Below are 16,159 nucleotides of genomic sequence, written 5' to 3' on the forward strand. Positions count from 1 at the left end.
GCTAGCTGGTCGTCCTGCTGCGGGCCACGCCGTCGGTGCCGCCGAGGAAGACGGGAACACCGGCGCCGAACTCGGCGAGAGTAGCAAGATCATCGCCCGCGATCTCGTCACCATCGGTGACGACGGCTGCGGCCTCGAAGCGGCGCGCCCCGCTGGAGACCGCCGCGGCCACGGCCGCCCGCAGCGCCGAGATCGCCAGCTCCGGCCGGCTCAGCCCGACGGTGGCGGCGGCATAGGTGCGGCCGTCGGTGTCGCGCAGGGCCGCGCCCTCGGCGGGCCGGCCGTCGGGAACGTGGGCGCGCAGCCGCGCCGAGCGGGCCAGCACGAGCAGCTTCGCGTCCTCCGCCGCCAGGTCGAGAGCGGTCCCGGCGGTCGCGGTTGCCTGCGGGGTCGGGTCAGCGGTCACGAGATCACCTTTCCGTGCTGTGGGGAGCGCCCGGCCGGCTCACCGCCGTCTGCTCCGCCCGAGGCCGGGTCGTCACCGGCGTCGGCCGGCAGGCGCGGCGGGCGGCTGACGACGATCGTGCCGATCTGGTTGCGCCGGCCGGCCGCCCGTTCCGCGGACAGCCGCAGGCCGCCGACCGTCACGGTCGCGCCCGGGATGGGCACCCGTCCCAGGGCCGTGGCCAGCAGGCCGCCGACGGTCACCGAGTCGTCCGCGCCGGGCAGCTCGTCGACGTCGAAGTCGAACAGTTTGGCGAGGTCGTCGACGTCGAGCCGGGCGGTGACCCGGGCCGTGTCGGGATCGAGCCACTCCACCGGTGCCACCTCGCTGTCGTACTCGTCGGTGATCTCGCCGACGATCTCCTCGAGAATGTCCTCGATGGTCACGAGCCCGGCGGTCCCACCGTACTCGTCGATGACGATCGCCATGTGGGTCCGCGAGGCCTGCATCTCCCGCAGCAGGTCGTCGGCGGGCTTGCTCTCCGGTACGAGCACGGGGGCGCGCATGATCTCGGCGACGGGGCCGTCCTCGTCGCCCTCGCGCTCGCGGCGGACCATGTCCTTGAGGAAGGCGATCCCCACGACGTCGTCGACGCTCTCGCCGATCACCGGGATCCGGGAGAAGCCGCTGCGCAGGGCGAGCGAGAGAGCCTGACGGACGGACTTCGTCGACTCGATGAACACCATGTCCGGCCGCGGCACCATCACCTCCCGGACGAGGGTGTCACCCAGCTCGAACACCGACGCGATCATGTCGCGTTCCTCGCGCTCGATGACCTCGTTCTCCTCGGCGAGGTCGACCAGGTCGCGCAGCTCCGCCTCGGAGGCGAAGGGCCCGTCACGGAATCCGGGACCCGGAGTGACGGCGTTACCCAGCGCGATGAGCAGTCGGGGCAGCGGCCCGAAGATCCGGGCGAGGCGGACGGTGAGCCCCGCGGTGGCGAGCGCGACCGCCGGCGCGTGCTGGCGGCCGAGCGTCCGGAACATCACCCCGACGAGGATGTAGGCGATCAGGGTCGCCACCAGCGTGCCCAGCCCGATCGCGGCGAAGCCCGTCCCGTAGGCATGCGCGAACAGGATGGTCAGGCAGGCGGCGGCGAGCATCTCGCCGACGACCCGCAAAAGCAGCAGCAGCGCGAGGTAGCGGCCGGGGTCGGCGACGACGGTCGCGAGGTGCGCCGCCCCCGCCCGCCCCTGGCGCGCGAAGTTCTCCACCGACACCCGCGACACCCGGGTCAGGGCCGCGTCCACGCAGCCGAGACCCGCGGCGGCGAGCGATGCGACCACCGTGATGAAGACAAGCAGAAGATCGCCGGAGCTCATCGGCTCCCCCCGGCCGGGGTCAGCGCGCGGCGGTGGGGCCGGGCTCTCCAGCTCCGTCCGCACCGTCCGCACCGCCGGCGGGACGCTTCCCGCCGGCGGCCTTCACCGCGACGTCCCAGGACGCCAGCAGCTTGTTCTGGATCTTCCACATCTCACGTTCCTCGTCCGGCTCGGCGTGGTCGTACCCGAGCAGGTGCAGGATGCCGTGGGTGCACAGCAGGTGCAGCTCGCGCTCGTAGGAGTGCCCCGCCTGCTCCGCCTGACGGCGCGCGACGTCGGGGCAGAGCACGACGTCGCCGAGCAGCGTCGTGGGGTCGTCGTCGACCGACTCCGACCACGATGCGTCGAACGCGTCGTCCTGCGCGAAGGACAGCACGTCGGTCGGCCCCTCCTCGCCCATGTACCGCACGTGCAGGTCGGCCATGGCCTTCTCCTCGACCAGCATCACCGACAGCTCCGCGAGCGGGTTCACCTTCATCGCGTCGAGCACGAACCGGGCGAGCGCCGTCAGCCGAATCTCGTCGACGTCGTTCACGCCCGACTCGTTGGCGACGAACACGGCCATCAGATGTCCTCTCCGAGCCCCGACACGGTCACCGTCGTTCCCGACGGCCCGGCCGGGCGGGCGCCGCCGCGGCACCGGCCTGGTCCCCGGCGGCGTCCCAGCGGGCGTACGCGTCGACGATCTCGCTCACCAGCCGGTGGCGAACGACGTCGGAGCTGGTCAGGGTCGCGAAGTGCACGTCTTCGACGCCGTCGAGGATCTCCCGGACGACCCGCAGCCCGCTGCGGGTGCCGCTGGGCAGGTCCACCTGGGTGACGTCACCCGTCACCACGATCTTGGCACCGAAGCCGAGCCGGGTGAGGAACATCTTCATCTGCTCGGGCGAGGTGTTCTGCGCCTCGTCGAGGATGATGAAGGCGTCGTTCAGGGTTCGGCCGCGCATGTAGGCCAGCGGGGCGACCTCGATCGTCCCGCTCTGCATCAGCCGCGGGATCGAGTCCGGGTCGATCATGTCGTGCAACGCGTCGTAGAGCGGGCGCAGGTACGGGTCGATCTTCTCGTAGAGGGTGCCCGGCAGGAAGCCGAGCCGCTCCCCCGCCTCGACCGCCGGCCGGGTCAGGATGATCCGGTTGACCTTCTTGGCCTGCAACGCCTGAACGGCCTTCGCCATCGCCAGGTACGTCTTGCCCGTACCGGCGGGCCCGATGCCGAACACGATCGTGTGCTGGTCGATCGCGTCGACGTAACGCTTCTGGTTGAGCGTCTTGGGCCGGATCGTCCGGCCCCGGTTCGACAGGATGTTGAGGGTGAGGACCTCGGCGGGCCGTTCCTCGGAACCGCTGCGGAGCATGGCCAAGGAATGGTCGACATGCTGCGGGCTGAGCTCGGTGCCCGCGTCGAGCAGGGCGATGAGCTCCGCGAACAACTTCGCGGCCAGCTCGTTCTCCGCCGACGCGCCGGTGATGGTGATCTCGTTGCCGCGCACGTGGATGTCCGAGGAGAAGGCCCGCTCGATGGTGCGCAGCAGCTCGTCCTGGTGGCCGAGCAGGCTCACCATGCTGTGCGGGCCGGGGACGACAATGCGCGTCGTGACCGGGGCGGCCGACGCGACGGGTGGCGTGACGGATTCGGGCATAGAGAGCGGCCAGCTACGGCCGCGGCACCTCTCAGGATCGATGACCGTGGTGGGTGGTGCGGCGCGGAGGACGGGCATCAGGTCAGCGCCCTGCCGGGGCAGGAGCCGCCCACCGAACGCTAGCCGCGGGCGCTACCCCACCAGTCTATCCATCATCACGCCGAGCCGTCCCAGCGGCCGAGATCCGCGAGGACGACCGACGACGCGACCACGCCGGCCGTGGAGGTGCGCAGCACGGTCGGCCCCAGGCGCGCCACCGCGGCGCCGGCCTGACGCAACGCGTCCACCTCCGCGTCGGCGACGCCCCCCTCGGGACCCACCACCAGCAGGATCTCCGCCGTCCGCCCCGGCGCCGGAGTCGCCTCACCGAGGGCCCCGGCGCCGCGGCGGGCCAGGCCCACCAGCGGGTCGCCGGCCTGCTCGTGCAGGACCACGGCGAGCGCCGCCGACGCCACCCGCCGGGTCAGCTCCGCCGTCCCGACGAGGTCGCCGACCACCGGCCAGTGCAGGCGGTGGGACTGCTTCGACGCCTCCATCGCGGCGCGGACCCAGCGTTCCCGGGCCCGCGCGCCACGCTCACCCTCCCAGCGCACCACCGACCGCGCCGCCGACCACGGCACGATCTCGTCGACGCCGACCTCGGTCAGCATCTCCACCGCCCGCTCGCCGCGGTCGGCCTTGGCCAGCGCCTGCACGACGACAAGGCGCGGATGCGGCGCCGCCGCGTCGACCCGCCGGCGCACCGCGCAGTCGATCTCGTCACGCCGAACGGCGACGACGGCGCACTCCAACCCCGCCCCGCGACCGTCGGTGACGTCCACCGGCTCGCCAGGGCGCAGCCGGCGCACCGTCGCCGCATGATGCCCCTCCGGGCCGGACAGGGTGAACACGTCCGCGGTGGGCAGCGGGGACAGCCGGAACAACGCGCTGGTCAGTTGGGATCCTCTCGGCGGAGAACGAGCCGGGCGGCCCGGGGACCGTCCGTGACGGCGGGCTAGCGCCCGCGCCGCGAGCCGCGACGGCGGAACAGCCCGCTCGCGCCGCCGCCGGTGGAGCCGCCCACGACCGCGGGCGCCTCCTCGTCGCGGATCTTCGCCAGCTCCCGCAGCAGCCGCTCCTGCTCCGCGTCCAGCTTCGTCGGCGTCTCCACGTTGATGTGGATGTGCAGGTGACCACGGCCGGCGGCCCGCAGGTGCGGAACACCGCGACCGGCGAGCTTGATGACCTCTCCCGGCTGGGTGCCCGGCTTCACCGCGATGGTCTCGGTGCCGTCGAGGGTCTCCAGGGTGGCGGAGGTGCCCAGCGCCGCCGAGGTCATCGGCAGCGGCAGCTCACAGTGCAGGTCGTCGCCCTCGCGGGTGAACACCGGATGCTGGCGCTCGGAGACCTCGACGTAGAGGTCGCCGGGCGGGCCGCCACCGGGCCCGACCTCGCCCTCCCCGGACAGCCGGATGCGCATCCCGTCCTCGACCCCGGAGGGGATCTTCACCGTCAGGGTGCGACGCTTGCGGACCCGGCCGTCCCCGCCGCAGTCGCGGCAGGGATGCTCGATCACCGTGCCGGTGCCCGAGCAGCGCGGGCAGGGGCGAGAGGTCACCATCTGACCGAGGAAGGAGCGGGTGACCTGCTGAACCTCCCCCCGACCGCCGCAGGTGCCGCAGGTCGAGGGATGGGTGCCGGGAGCCGCCCCGGCACCGGTGCAGGTCGAGCAGACGGCCGCCGTGTCCACGGTGATCTCGCGGGTGGCACCGAAGGCGGTCTCGGCCAGGTCCAGCTCGATCCGCAGCAGCGCATCGTTGCCGCGCCGGACCCGGGAGCGGGGCCCGCGGGCCGTCCCGCCACCGAAGAAGGCGTCCATGATGTCGCCGAGCCCGCCGAAGCCGGCGCCGAACGGCGAGCCGGCGCCCCCGCCACCGCCACCGGGCGCGAGCGGGTCACCGCCCAGGTCGACGATCTGGCGCTTCTCCGGGTCGGAGAGCACCTCGTAGGCCGCGGTCACCCCCCGGAAACGCTGCTGCGCCTCCGGGTCGGGGTTGACGTCTGGATGCAGTTCCCGGGCGAGCTTGCGGTAGGCCCGTTTGATCTCGTCGTTCGACGCGTCTCGGCGTACGCCCAGAACTGCGTAGTAGTCCACGGCCATCAGTCGGCACCCAAGAGTTCACCCACATATTTGGCGACGGCCCGGACGGCCGCCATCGTCCACGGATAGTCCATGCGCATCGGGCCGACCACTCCCATTCCGCCCAGGGCGAAAGGACCGCGGCCATAGCCGGTAGCCACCACTGCGGTAGTCCGCAGGGCGTCCACGTCCGTCTCTCGACCGATGCGTACCGTTACAGTACCGGTCTCGCGAGCCGAGCCGATGAGCTTCATCAGCACGACCTGCTCTTCGAGAGCCTCCAGTATCGACCGCAGCGAGTCGGCGAAGTCGACCGAGGCTCTGGTGAGGTTCGCCGTGCCGGCCATGGCGAGACGCTCCTCCGGACGCTCCACCAGGGATTCCAGCACGGCCCCGGTCATCGTCGCCAGGCACGGCCGCAGCTCGGGGCGGGCCTGGTCGGGCAGCGTGGCGACGACCTCGGGGGCATCGGCCAGCCGCTGGCCGGCGAGCGCGCAGTTGAGGGCCGACCGCAGCTCGCCCGCGATCTCGTCGTCCACGGGCGTGAGGCTGTCGATGATCCGCTGCTCGACCCGACCGGTGTCGGTGATCATCACCATGAGCATCCGGCGCGGACCGAGAGTCACGACCTCGATGTGCCGAACGCTGCTGCTCGACAGCGACGGGTACTGCACCACCGCCACCTGGCGGGTGAGCTGGGCGAGCAGGCGGACGGAGCGGCGGACGACGTCATCGAGGTCGACCGCGCCCTCGAGGAAGCTCTGGATGGCCCGACGCTCGGCCCGGGACAGCGGCTTCACCCCGGACAACCGGTCGACGAACAACCGGTAGCCCTTGTCCGTCGGGATCCGCCCGGCACTGGTGTGGGGCTGCGTGATGTAGCCCTCTTCCTCCAACGCGGACATGTCGTTACGAACAGTAGCAGGCGAAACACCGAGGTTGTGACGCTCCGCCAGCGCCTTGGAACCCACCGGCTCGTTGCTCAGGACGAAGTCCTCCACGATCGCCCGAAGGACTTCGAGCCGCCGATCCTCTAGCACGCGGTCGCACCCCCTTCGCCAAGCGGGACGTGGCCGGGCCACGGTGCGTGCACCTGCACCGACGGACACCGGGCCTGGCACTCGGCCGCAGTGAGTGCCAAGTGTAGCCGTCGGCCCAGCATGAAGCACAGAACATGGGCCGCTCCACGAATGGCTGGTGAGGAGCCGGCGACATCCTCCCCACAGAACGACCACGGGGCGATCCCGGTTCCGCGCGGCGGCGGCTCCGCTCGATCGGGTATGGGTCAGTCGGGCAGCAGCGCCCGGACCACCGTGTCGGTCAGCAGGCGACCGCGGCGGGTCAGCCGCACCCGGCCGAACTCGAGCGCGCCCGGCTCGACCAGGCCGGAGCGGGCGAGGTCCGCGCACGCCGCCAGCCCGGCATCGTCGAGCTCGGCGACGCCGAGTCCTTCCGCCAGCCGCACGCCCAGCATCACCCGCTCGACCCGGCGGGTGGACGCGTCGAGCTCCTCGCGCGCCGCGGCCGGACTGCGCTGCGCGGCGAGGCGAGCGGCGTACTCCGCCGGATGGCGCACGTTCCACCAGCGCACGCCGCCGACGTGGCTGTGGGCCCCCGGGCCGAAGCCCCACCAGTGGTCGCCCCGCCAGTAGCCCAGGTTGTGCCGGCAGCGGGTGGCGGAACCCCGCGACCAGTTGCTGACCTCGTAGTTGGTCAGCCCGGCGCCGGTGAGGATCTCGTCGGCGAGCAGGTACCGGTCGGCAAGCAGGTCGTCGTCGGGTTCGAGCAGTTCGCCGCGGCGCACCCGGCGGGACAGCTTGGTGCCCTCCTCCACCGTCAGCGCGTAGGCGCTGACGTGGTCCGGCCCCAGCTGCACGGCCGCCCGCAGACTCGCCGCCCAGTCGGCCTCGGACTCGCCCGGCGCGCCGTAGATCAGATCGAGGCTTACCTGCTCGAAGCCGGCCTTGCGCGCCCAGCGCATCACCTCGGAGACCCGCCCGGGAGTGTGCCGGCGGTCCAGCGCCGCCAGCACGTGCGGCCGGTCGCTCTGCATGCCGAACGAGATCCGCGTGTAGCCGGCGGCCCGCAGCTGTTCGAGCTGGGCCGGATCGACCGACTCCGGGTTTGCCTCGGTCGTGACCTCCGCGTCGGCGGCGAGCCCGAACTCGGCGTCCAGAGTGCGCAGCAGCCGGGCGAGGTCGCCCGCGGAGAGCAGGGTCGGCGTGCCCCCACCGACGAACACGGTGGAGATCGGCAGGTCCGCGTCGCCCAACACCGTCCGGGCCAGCCGGATCTCCTTCGCGGCGATGTCGACGAAGGTCGTCAGGCCCACCGAGGAGATCAGGGCGCCGCCCAGGTCCGCCGCCGTGTAGGTGTTGAAGTCACAGTAGCCGCAGCGTGCCGCGCAGTAGGGCACGTGCACGTACGCCCCGAACGCACGCTCGGTCAGCTCGGCCAGAGCGGCCGGCGGGAGGGCGCCGTCGTCGGGCGGAGGCGACCCGTCGGGAGGCTTTTGTGGCATGCCCCCAGTGTGCCCCCAACGGATGGGGTTACAGCAACGCCACGTTTGTCAAGCGCACGAGCGGGCCGAAGATGGCCACACCCGGACCACGGGGGGACAAGCACCGGAAACAGCAATCCCGGGGGTGCCGGCGAGACATCGAGCACGTTTTGCCCCCGTTGTGCACGGAAGATAAGATATGGGCGGGCCATCGTGGATCGGTCGAGCCCGGTACGAAAAGATCCGGACATGGACGATGACGTCAGGGCCGTTCTCGAGGAGATCTCCGAACTGCTCCCGCCCCGAACCACCGTGTATCGTTCCAGCGCCGCCGCGCCCGCCGGTGACCTCTCGCTCGCCGAACCGGTGACCGAACCGATCCGCCTGACCGCGAGCCCGCTGCCTACGAGCTGACGACGAGGCCGCCCCCGGGGGCGGCCGTGATCGGCGGTCTCCCCCGGGTCGACCCGCCGGCTCCCCCGACCGGGGAGCCCCCGGCGCCCGACCGGACTCGGCTCACTTGCTCGTCGCGGACTTCCCGGTGTCGGTGGACAGCGCGGCGATGAACGCCTCCTGCGGGACCTCGACCCGTCCGATGGTCTTCATCCGCTTCTTGCCCTCCTTCTGCTTCTCCAGCAGCTTGCGCTTGCGGGTGATGTCACCGCCGTAGCACTTGGCCAGCACGTCCTTGCGGATCGCCCGGATGTTCTCCCGGGCGATGATCCGGCTGCCGATCGCCGCCTGGATCGGCACCTCGAACTGCTGGCGGGGGATCAGCTCGCGCAGCTTGGTCGTCATCGCCACGCCGTAGGCATACGACTTCTCCCGGTGCACGATCGCCGAGAAGGCGTCGACGGTCTCGCCCTGCAGGAGGATGTCGACCTTGACCAGGTCGGCGAGCTGCTCACCGGCCGGCTCGTAGTCGAGGCTCGCGTACCCCCGGGTCCGGGACTTCAGCGCGTCGAAGAAGTCAAAGATGATCTCACCAAGCGGCAGCGTGTACTTGAGCTCGACCCGGTCGGTGGACAGGTAGTCCATCCCCTTGAGCACACCGCGCCGGCCCTGGCAGAGCTCCATGACCGCGCCGACGAAGTCGGTGGGCAGCAGCAGCATCGCGTCGACGATCGGTTCGTACACTTCGGCGATCTTGCCGCCAGGCCAGTCGCTGGGGTTGGTCACGATGACCTCGGAGGCGTCCTCCATCACCACCCGGTAGACGACGTTCGGCGCGGTGGAGATGAGAGTCAGGTTGAACTCGCGCTCGAGGCGCTCCCGGACGATCTCCAGGTGCAGCAGGCCGAGGAAGCCGCAGCGGAAGCCGAAGCCGAGCGCCGCCGACGTCTCCGGCTCGTAGGTCAGGGCGGCGTCGTTGAGCTGGAGCTTGTCGAGCGCCTCGCGCAACGCCGGGTACTCGCTGCCGTCGATCGGGTACAGCCCCGAATACACCATCGGCAGCGGGTCCCGGTAGCCGCCGAGCATCTCCGTGGCCGGGTTGCGGGTGGTGGTGACGGTGTCGCCCACGCGGGCCTGGCGGACGTCCTTCACCCCGGGGATGACGTAGCCGACCTCGCCGACCGACAGCGAGCCCGTCGGATGCGGGTCCGGCGAGATCACCCCGACCTCGAGCGTCTCGTGGCTGGCGCCCGTGGACATCATCAGGCAGCGGTCCCTGGTGGTCAGCGTGCCGTCGATGACCCGAACGTAGGTGATGACACCGCGGTAGATGTCGTAGACGCTGTCGAAGATCATCGCGCGGGCGGGCCCGGCGGGGTCGCCGACCGGCGCGGGCACCTGCCGGACGATCTCGTTGAGCAGCTCCGGCACGCCCTGGCCGGTCTTGCCCGACACGCGCAGCACGTCACCCGGGTCGCAGCCGATGATCGCCGCGATCTCCTCGGCGTACTTCTCCGGCTGGGCGGCCGGCAGGTCGATCTTGTTCAGGACGGGGACGATGGTCAGGTCGTTCTCGATGGCGAGGTAGAGGTTCGCCAGCGTCTGGGCCTCGATCCCCTGCGCGGCGTCGACCAGCAGGACCGCGCCCTCGCAGGCGGCCAGCGACCGGCTCACCTCGTAGCTGAAGTCGACGTGACCGGGCGTGTCGATGAGATGCAGGATGTAGTCCAGCCCATCCTGCGCCCGCCAGGGCAGCCGCACGTTCTGGGCCTTGATGGTGATCCCACGCTCGCGCTCGATGTCCATCCGGTCGAGGTACTGGGCGCGCATGTTGCGCGCCTCGACGACTCCGGTCACACCGAGCATCCGGTCGGCAAGGGTCGACTTGCCGTGGTCGATGTGGGCGATGATGCAGAAGTTACGGATCATCGCGGGATCGGCGCCGGGCGCCAGGTGCGGGGCTGCGGACACGCGGAGAGTTCTCGTTTCGCTCGCGGTGGTCACGGGAGCCGTCCCGTGCCGGGATCCGGGTCGACCACCTTCATCGTGCCAGGAGGCGGCACGGAGGTTGCGCCGGTGCACCGGCCTTCACCGGTTTGATATCCTGGGCGCCGCCTTGGTGGGCCGCATCGCCGTCCCGACGCGGTTCGGTCGCCCCCGCCTCCGCGTAACACCGGTTCGGCGCAGGTGGCCGGCTCCCGAGGCGCCGGTACTCCGGGCCGCCGCGGGCGGCCGGCGTCCGTATGATGACGTGTCCGCACCATCCCGACTCGACAACCAGAGGTTCCTCCGCGTGGCCAACATCAAGTCGCAGATCAAGCGCAACCTCACCAACGAGAAGCGGCGGCTGCGCAACAAGGCTGTCAAGTCCGAGCTCAAGACGCACGTGCGCCGCTTCCGTGACGCGGTCGAGGCGGGCGACGCCGATCGCGCCGGCGAGACCCTGCGGGCCGCCTCCCGCAAGCTGGACAAGGCCGTCAGCAAGGGTGTCATCCACCCCAACCAGGCCGCCAACAAGAAGTCGGCGCTGGCCCGCGCGCACGCGAACCTGACCGCCAGCTGAGACCGCGCGGCGGAGCCGGGGCGCCACGGGTGCTCCGGCTTTTCTGCGTGCCGGCGTCGTCCGCAGGCCTCGCTTCATTCGCTGCCCGCGACCCAAGCCGCCCGCCGCCGTGCATGCGCCCGGCGGGTGCGCACCGCCCCCGGTGCCTAGCGCATGGCCGGGTCGCCCGGCGGCTTCCGCGAAGCCGCCGGACCGGTGTCCTCCGGACGGACCAGCCGTTCGAGCACCTCGTGATAGGCGATCATCGCGGCGACCGCCACCGGCAGGACGAGCACCACCCAGGCGCTCGCCAGATCCCCCAGCGCGACGACCACCGTGGCCAGCACTGTGACGATCATGAGCAGCCCGCGCATCCAGCCGGCGGGCAGGACCCGCAGCCCGAACCAGCCGCCCGGGGGCGGCGCATCCGGATCGACGGCGTCCCCGGCCTCGTGCCCCTGGGCCGGCCCGGGCCGGCCACCCGCGGCGCGCGACGGGAACGGCCCACCCGGCTGCGGCGATTGCGGCCCGGTCATCGACGCCCACCGCGGTGTGCCCGGTCCCGGGGAAAGGCCCGCGCGGCGGCCACCTCGCGCAGGAGCTTCTCCAGCGCATAGCCCGCGTCGACCGACGCCCCCTTCACGCCGGCGTCCGCCGTCGCCGACGCACGCAGCGCGAGCCCCAGGCCCGGATCGGACCAGGCGCGCGCGGAACGCTGTGCCTTCTCGACCTTCCAGTCGGGCATGCCGAGCGCGCGGGCGAGGTCCCACTTCGATCCTGGGCCGGCCGAGGACACCCTCGCGAGGTCCCGCAGACCGCCGGCGACGGCGCTGGAGATCAGCACGGCCGCGGTCCCCCCTTCGATCGCCTGGCGCAGCAGCGTCAGCGCCTGCGGCAGGTCACCTCCGATGATCGCGTCGGCGACGGCGAACCCGCTGGCCTCGGCGCGCCCCCGGTGAAACCTGGCCACCGCGGCCTCGTCCAGCACGCCGCCGTCGGTGTCGGCGACGAGCTGGTCGCACACGGCGGCGAGCTCACGCAGATCGCCACCGACGGCATCGAGCAGGGCCCGCACGGCGCCGTCGCTGATCCGCCCGCCGAGCCGGCGGACCTCGGCGACCACGAAGTCGTGCCGGTCCCGCGGCTTGGTGATTTTCGCGGCTGACACGACGCGGGCCCCCGCCGCCTTCATGGCGTCGGCCAGCTTGCGGTTCTTCACCGCGCCGCTGTGCACGAGCACCAGGACGACGTCGTCGAGGGGATGGCTGATGTAGTCCAGCAACGCGTCGCGCAGCTCCTCCCCGAGGTCCTGCACCCCACGGACGACGACCGCCCGGCCCCCGCCGAACATCGAGGTGGCACCGAGGTCCACCACATCTGCCTCGGTGAGCTCGGCGGCCGCCCGGTCCACGATCTCCACCTCGGGATCACGGGCTCGGGCCGCGTCGAGAACCTCGCGGACGGCTCGACCCACGAGCAGGTCCTCGTCGCCGGTCACGAGGACGAGCGGGGGCGCTGGAGAAGCTGGCACGCGGGTGAGCATGTCACGATCCGTCCCCGGACCGGCGGCGCACCACCGAGACCGGAGCTCGGTCCGGCGCGGCGAGCCGGGCCGACGGATCCGCCCCGGGCCCGGGGCACCGCTGACCGGGCCGACCGGGCTGGCCGGCCCCGGGCGCGACCACGGCCAGGGCCCCGTCGCGGTCGGTCCGGGCTACGGCCATCCCGGCCCGTTGCAGCGTGCGCAGGGTCGATGCCGCCGGATGGCCGTAGTCGTTGCCCGTTCCGACGCTGATCAGCGCGAAGCGGGCCCCGCTCGCCGCGAGGAAGCCGGGGTCCTGGTCGGCGGACCCGTGGTGAGGGACCTTGAGGACGTCCGCCCGCAGTCCGGCGCGGTCCTGCGGATGGCCGAGCGACAGCCGTTGGGCGGTTGCCTCGACATCCCCGGTGAGCAGGATGGTCGCCGCGCCGACACGCGCGGACAGGACGAGGCTGTCATTGTTGGGATCGCTGTCCGTGCCGTGCAGGACGGTCCGGGGCGCCAGCACCGTCCAGCAGACCGCGCCTACCCCGCCCCACGCGCCGGCTCCGATGGTGCGCAGCGGCACGCGGGCCCGGTCTACCCATCGCCGGACCGAACGCCACTGGCCCGCCGGCTCCCGCAACGGGCCAACCAGCACCTCCCCCACCGGCAGCCGGCCGAGCACGCCGGGAAGCCCGTCGACGTGATCCGCGTGCAGATGACTCAGGACGATCATGGGCAGCCGGTGCACACCGAGCTCGTCGAGGCAACGGGCAAGCAGGTCCGGATCGGGTCCGGCGTCGACCAGCACCGCGCTGCCGGGCCCGGCCGACAGCACCAGCGCATCGCCCTGCCCGACGTCGCAGGCCACCAGTCGCCAGCCGACGGGTGGCCACGGGGCGATCCGCTCGACGACGGCGCAGCGCGCCAGGAGCAGGCCGACGACGGCCGCAGCGGCCACCCGGCGCCCCCACCGGCGGCGCAGCGCCGCCACCGCGACGATCACGGCCAGCGCCGCCGTGACGGCCCCCAGGACCCCGGCGGGCCAGCCGACAGTGGCCGCCGGGAGGTCTGCGCACCCGCGCGCGACCGTCACCAACCACCAGCAGGGCAGGTCCGCCACGTGAGCCAGCATCCGGGCAAGCGGCGGCGACACGGGGGCGACGATCAGGACCAGAACGCCCAGCACGGTCGCCGCGGGCACCGCCGCCACGGCCAGGACGTTCGCGGGGATCGCGACCAGGCTCAGGCCCCCGCCGATCCACGCCAGCACCGGCGTGCAGGCGAGCTGGGCGGCCGCCGCGACCGCGAGCACCTCGGCGAGCCGGTCGGGCAGGCGCCGCGCCAGGACGGCGTGCCAGCCCGCCGCAAAGATGATCATTCCGGCGGTGGCCTGGACGGACAGCGCGAAGCCGACGGAGACCGCGAGCGCGGGCTGCGCCAGGACGAGCGCGGTGACGCTCGCGGCGAGGGCCGGCAGGACCGCCCGGGGCCGGCCGGCAGCGAACGCCGCCAGTCCGATGAGCCCCATCACGGCGGCGCGCAGGACGCTGGCGGAGGGTCGGGCGAGGACGACGAACCCGAGCAGCGCGGCCGCGCCGGCCGCCGCCCGCCCTCGCAGACCGCGCCGCCCCCATGCCGCGACGACCAGGGCGGACGCGGTCACGACGACGACATTGCCGCCGGAGACGGCGGTCAGGTGCGACATCCCGGCCCGGCGGAAGTCGGCGCGCAGGCCCTCGTCAAGCCCGGAGACGTCCCCGACGACGAGCGCCGGCAGCAGGCCGCGTCGCGGTTCGGGCAGACCGGCGGCGGCATCGCGCAGGCCGGCCCGCAGCCGCCCGGCGAAGCGCTGCACCGCGTCGGGTTCCCCCTGCGGGCGCGGCGCTCCGGTGGCCAGCACAACTGCCGCGACGGTGTCGCCGGCCCGGGGAACGGCGAACCGGCCCACGACGTCCAGGTGCTGGCTGGGCAGCAGACCACGCCAGCCGGCGCCCCGCCCGAGCAGGATGGCCGTGGCGCGCAGCCGCACCACGACGGGCCCGGCGGCGACCCTCTCCAACCGGACGGGCACGACGAAGGTCGTGGCGGCGGCCGTCGGCGGACCGAATGCGGGTGCGGCCGTGGCGGCTGGCCGCGGATCGTCCGTGACCACGGCCCGGGCGGTCATCGACGCCCCCCGCCGCACCAGGTCGGCGAGCGGGCCCGTGTCGCCGGGACGCGTCGCCAGCCCGCCGGCGAGCACTCCGACGGCGAGAAACACCACGGCTGTCAGGACCACCGCGACAGACGGGGGCAGGGCGTCGCCGTCGAACGGCGACGGCGACGCGGTGTGCCCGCTGCCGGCACGGCGGCGGCGCACGCTGCGGGCCCGGGCCAGCAGGGCCGCCGGCACCGTCAGGACTGCCGCGGCGGCGAGGACGAGCGCGGCATCCGGCAGCGCCCAGCGGACCGCGACCGCCGTACCGACCCAGGCCGCCAGCGCGGGCGCGACCAGCCGGGCGTCGGCCGGCTGCGCCGCGGACGACGACCGCTGGGGCAGCGCGAGGCCGGTCTCCATGCCGACGGCGACCATCGGCGCGTCAAACCTTCACCAGAGGCAGCAGGTCCGCCAGCCGCTTGTCGCCGAGGCCGGTGACCTCCGCGAGCTGTTCCGCGGAGCGGAAGGGTCCGTGCTCGGTGCGCCACTGCACGATGCGTCCGGCCAGCACCGGACCGACTCCGGGCAGGCCGTCGAGCTGGTCGGTGCTGGCGCTGTTGAGATCGACCGGACCGTTCTGCGCGCCGCCACCGCCACCGCTACCGCCGGCGGCGGTAGCGTCCGCGGCCGGCGCCGGGCCGACCGCGGCGGGCGGCGGCCCGGGGCGGCCGTCGACGAGGATCTGTTCACCGTCGACCAGCACCCGTGCGAGCCCGATGCCGGTGGTGTCCGTACCTGCAAGCACTCCCCCGACCCGGTCGATCGCATCGACCACCCGCGACCCGGCAGGAAGCCGGACCACACCGGGCCGCGTCACCCGGCCGGCGACGTCGACCACCACCTCGCCGGCGGCGCCCGTGCGGGCCGCGGTGGCCGCGACGCCAGCGGCTCCGCCCGCCGCGGCGGCCTGGCCGGCATCCGTCCCGGCGCGGGCGGAAACGCCGTCCGCGGTCGCGCTCGGCGCCGCGACCATCGCCGAGGATCGGACGGCCGGCGCGGCGACCGACATCGGCCGATGCTGCCAGGCGAACCAGGTCGCCAGGAGCGCGGCGGCGAGCGCGACCAGCGCCAGGACCAGCGTCGCGCTCGCGGCCGGTGCCGTCACCACGCCGCGCAGGCTGATCGGGAACCGTTGCGCCAGCCGCTCGCGGGCCGCATGCCAGCCGCCCGCCGCCGGGGATCCGCGCCCCGCCCACCCCGGCACGTCGTCCATGACCGGCGCGCCGCGAAGCCCCGGCGGCGGACCTGGCCGCGGCGCCGGACGACCCGCCGTGGCCCCGTCCCGGGACGCGCGTCCAGGTGGGCGGCGCTCCCGGCGACGACGCCGCCCTGGGTGCGATGCGCGGTGGGTTGTCCGTCGCCGGCGCCGGCGCCGCGGTCGACCCATCCCAGGGCGGTGGTCTCGTCGCCGGCGTCGAGCCACTCCTCGTCGTCGGCGAAGACGCCCTCGCGCACCCCGACCAGCGGAGGCGGCTC

The 16,159-nt window shown here is 73.2% G+C and carries 15 protein-coding genes; 2 read left to right on the forward strand and 13 right to left on the reverse strand.

All coding sequences use genetic code 11. The annotated features are described in order from the left end of the window. Nucleotide 1: 1 nt before the first annotated feature. From FRAQA3DRAFT_RS14230 to hemW, 8 genes are all read right to left on the reverse strand, one after another. Nucleotides 2-406 (reverse strand): hypothetical protein, encoded by a 405-nt coding sequence (locus FRAQA3DRAFT_RS14230; RefSeq protein WP_009739733.1) that lies wholly within the window; start codon nt 404-406, stop codon nt 2-4. Then, nucleotides 403-1,767 (reverse strand): hemolysin family protein, encoded by a 1,365-nt coding sequence (locus tag FRAQA3DRAFT_RS14235; protein ID WP_009739734.1) that lies wholly within the window; start codon nt 1,765-1,767, stop codon nt 403-405. The genes FRAQA3DRAFT_RS14230 and FRAQA3DRAFT_RS14235 overlap by 4 nt, the downstream gene beginning before the upstream one ends. 19 nt (nt 1,768-1,786) lie before the next feature. Next, complete coding sequence (gene ybeY / locus FRAQA3DRAFT_RS14240) at nt 1,787-2,332, reverse strand: rRNA maturation RNase YbeY (protein ID WP_009739735.1); 546 nt, start codon at nt 2,330-2,332, stop codon at nt 1,787-1,789. Between the two features lie 28 nt (nt 2,333-2,360). Beyond that, complete coding sequence (locus FRAQA3DRAFT_RS14245; RefSeq protein ID WP_009739736.1) at nt 2,361-3,407, reverse strand: PhoH family protein; 1,047 nt, start codon at nt 3,405-3,407, stop codon at nt 2,361-2,363. Nucleotides 3,408-3,562: 155 nt separating this feature from the next. Continuing rightward, on the reverse strand, nt 3,563-4,330 hold the full coding sequence (locus tag FRAQA3DRAFT_RS14250) for a 16S rRNA (uracil(1498)-N(3))-methyltransferase (RefSeq protein ID WP_009739737.1): 768 nt from the start codon (nt 4,328-4,330) through the stop codon (nt 3,563-3,565). Nucleotides 4,331-4,401: 71 nt separating this feature from the next. Next, a complete protein-coding gene (gene dnaJ, locus FRAQA3DRAFT_RS14255; protein ID WP_009739738.1) occupies nt 4,402-5,547 on the reverse strand; it encodes a molecular chaperone DnaJ in 1,146 nt (381 codons plus the stop codon). Next, a complete protein-coding gene (gene hrcA / locus FRAQA3DRAFT_RS14260; RefSeq protein WP_009739739.1) occupies nt 5,547-6,566 on the reverse strand; it encodes a heat-inducible transcriptional repressor HrcA in 1,020 nt (339 codons plus the stop codon). Before hrcA ends, dnaJ begins: the two co-directional genes overlap by 1 nt. A gap of 245 nt (nt 6,567-6,811) precedes the next feature. Further along, nucleotides 6,812-8,047, reverse strand: coding sequence for a radical SAM family heme chaperone HemW (gene hemW / locus FRAQA3DRAFT_RS14265; RefSeq protein ID WP_009739740.1), 1,236 nt, complete (start codon nt 8,045-8,047; stop codon nt 6,812-6,814). A 228-nt stretch (nt 8,048-8,275) separates the two neighbouring features. Between hemW and FRAQA3DRAFT_RS36060 the strand changes: the two genes are divergently transcribed. Beyond that, the gene (locus tag FRAQA3DRAFT_RS36060; protein WP_198287090.1) at nt 8,276-8,440 is read left to right on the forward strand and encodes a hypothetical protein; all 165 of its coding nucleotides are present in this window, start codon (nt 8,276-8,278) and stop codon (nt 8,438-8,440) included. A gap of 102 nt (nt 8,441-8,542) precedes the next feature. Here FRAQA3DRAFT_RS36060 and lepA read toward each other — a convergent pair whose 3' ends face one another. Continuing rightward, a complete protein-coding gene (gene lepA / locus FRAQA3DRAFT_RS14275) occupies nt 8,543-10,390 on the reverse strand; it encodes a translation elongation factor 4 (RefSeq protein WP_035920994.1) in 1,848 nt (615 codons plus the stop codon). 322 nt (nt 10,391-10,712) lie between these two features. Between lepA and rpsT the strand changes: the two genes are divergently transcribed. Beyond that, complete coding sequence (gene rpsT, locus FRAQA3DRAFT_RS14280) at nt 10,713-10,982, forward strand: 30S ribosomal protein S20 (RefSeq protein ID WP_009739743.1); 270 nt, start codon at nt 10,713-10,715, stop codon at nt 10,980-10,982. A gap of 146 nt (nt 10,983-11,128) precedes the next feature. Here the strand turns inward: rpsT and FRAQA3DRAFT_RS31570 are convergent, their stop codons facing one another. Genes FRAQA3DRAFT_RS31570 through FRAQA3DRAFT_RS14300 form a run of 4 tightly spaced genes read right to left on the reverse strand, consistent with a single transcriptional unit; the run spans nt 11,129 to nt 15,896 of the window. Beyond that, nucleotides 11,129-11,497 (reverse strand): hypothetical protein, encoded by a 369-nt coding sequence (locus tag FRAQA3DRAFT_RS31570; protein ID WP_009739744.1) that lies wholly within the window; start codon nt 11,495-11,497, stop codon nt 11,129-11,131. Further along, nucleotides 11,494-12,504 (reverse strand): DNA polymerase III subunit delta, encoded by a 1,011-nt coding sequence (holA, locus tag FRAQA3DRAFT_RS14290; RefSeq protein WP_009739745.1) that lies wholly within the window; start codon nt 12,502-12,504, stop codon nt 11,494-11,496. Before holA ends, FRAQA3DRAFT_RS31570 begins: the two co-directional genes overlap by 4 nt. A gap of 1 nt (nt 12,505) precedes the next feature. Further along, a complete protein-coding gene (locus tag FRAQA3DRAFT_RS14295; RefSeq protein WP_009739746.1) occupies nt 12,506-15,058 on the reverse strand; it encodes a ComEC/Rec2 family competence protein in 2,553 nt (850 codons plus the stop codon). A gap of 7 nt (nt 15,059-15,065) precedes the next feature. After that, on the reverse strand, nt 15,066-15,896 hold the full coding sequence (locus FRAQA3DRAFT_RS14300; RefSeq protein ID WP_009739747.1) for a ComEA family DNA-binding protein: 831 nt from the start codon (nt 15,894-15,896) through the stop codon (nt 15,066-15,068). Nucleotides 15,897-16,159 lie beyond the last annotated feature (263 nt).

It is taken from the genome of Frankia sp. QA3 (genome assembly GCF_000262465.1).
Taxonomy (GTDB): Bacteria; Actinomycetota; Actinomycetes; order Frankiales; family Frankiaceae; genus Frankia.

What these genes read in the sequence shown, in the direction of transcription:
- FRAQA3DRAFT_RS14235 (WP_009739734.1), bottom strand. Translation starts at nt 1,767, where the DNA reads ATGAGCTCCGGCGATCTTCTGCTTGTCTTCATCACGGTGGTCGCATCG.
- ybeY (WP_009739735.1), bottom strand. Translation starts at nt 2,332, where the DNA reads ATGGCCGTGTTCGTCGCCAACGAGTCGGGCGTGAACGACGTCGACGAG.
- FRAQA3DRAFT_RS14245 (WP_009739736.1), bottom strand. Translation starts at nt 3,407, where the DNA reads ATGCCCGAATCCGTCACGCCACCCGTCGCGTCGGCCGCCCCGGTCACG.
- dnaJ (WP_009739738.1), bottom strand. Translation starts at nt 5,547, where the DNA reads ATGGCCGTGGACTACTACGCAGTTCTGGGCGTACGCCGAGACGCGTCG.
- hemW (WP_009739740.1), bottom strand. Translation starts at nt 8,047, where the DNA reads ATGCCACAAAAGCCTCCCGACGGGTCGCCTCCGCCCGACGACGGCGCC.
- FRAQA3DRAFT_RS36060 (WP_198287090.1), top strand. Translation starts at nt 8,276, where the DNA reads ATGGACGATGACGTCAGGGCCGTTCTCGAGGAGATCTCCGAACTGCTC.
- FRAQA3DRAFT_RS31570 (WP_009739744.1), bottom strand. Translation starts at nt 11,497, where the DNA reads ATGACCGGGCCGCAATCGCCGCAGCCGGGTGGGCCGTTCCCGTCGCGC.
- holA (WP_009739745.1), bottom strand. Translation starts at nt 12,504, where the DNA reads ATGCTCACCCGCGTGCCAGCTTCTCCAGCGCCCCCGCTCGTCCTCGTG.
- FRAQA3DRAFT_RS14295 (WP_009739746.1), bottom strand. Translation starts at nt 15,058, where the DNA reads ATGGTCGCCGTCGGCATGGAGACCGGCCTCGCGCTGCCCCAGCGGTCG.
- FRAQA3DRAFT_RS14300 (WP_009739747.1), bottom strand. Translation starts at nt 15,896, where the DNA reads ATGGACGACGTGCCGGGGTGGGCGGGGCGCGGATCCCCGGCGGCGGGC.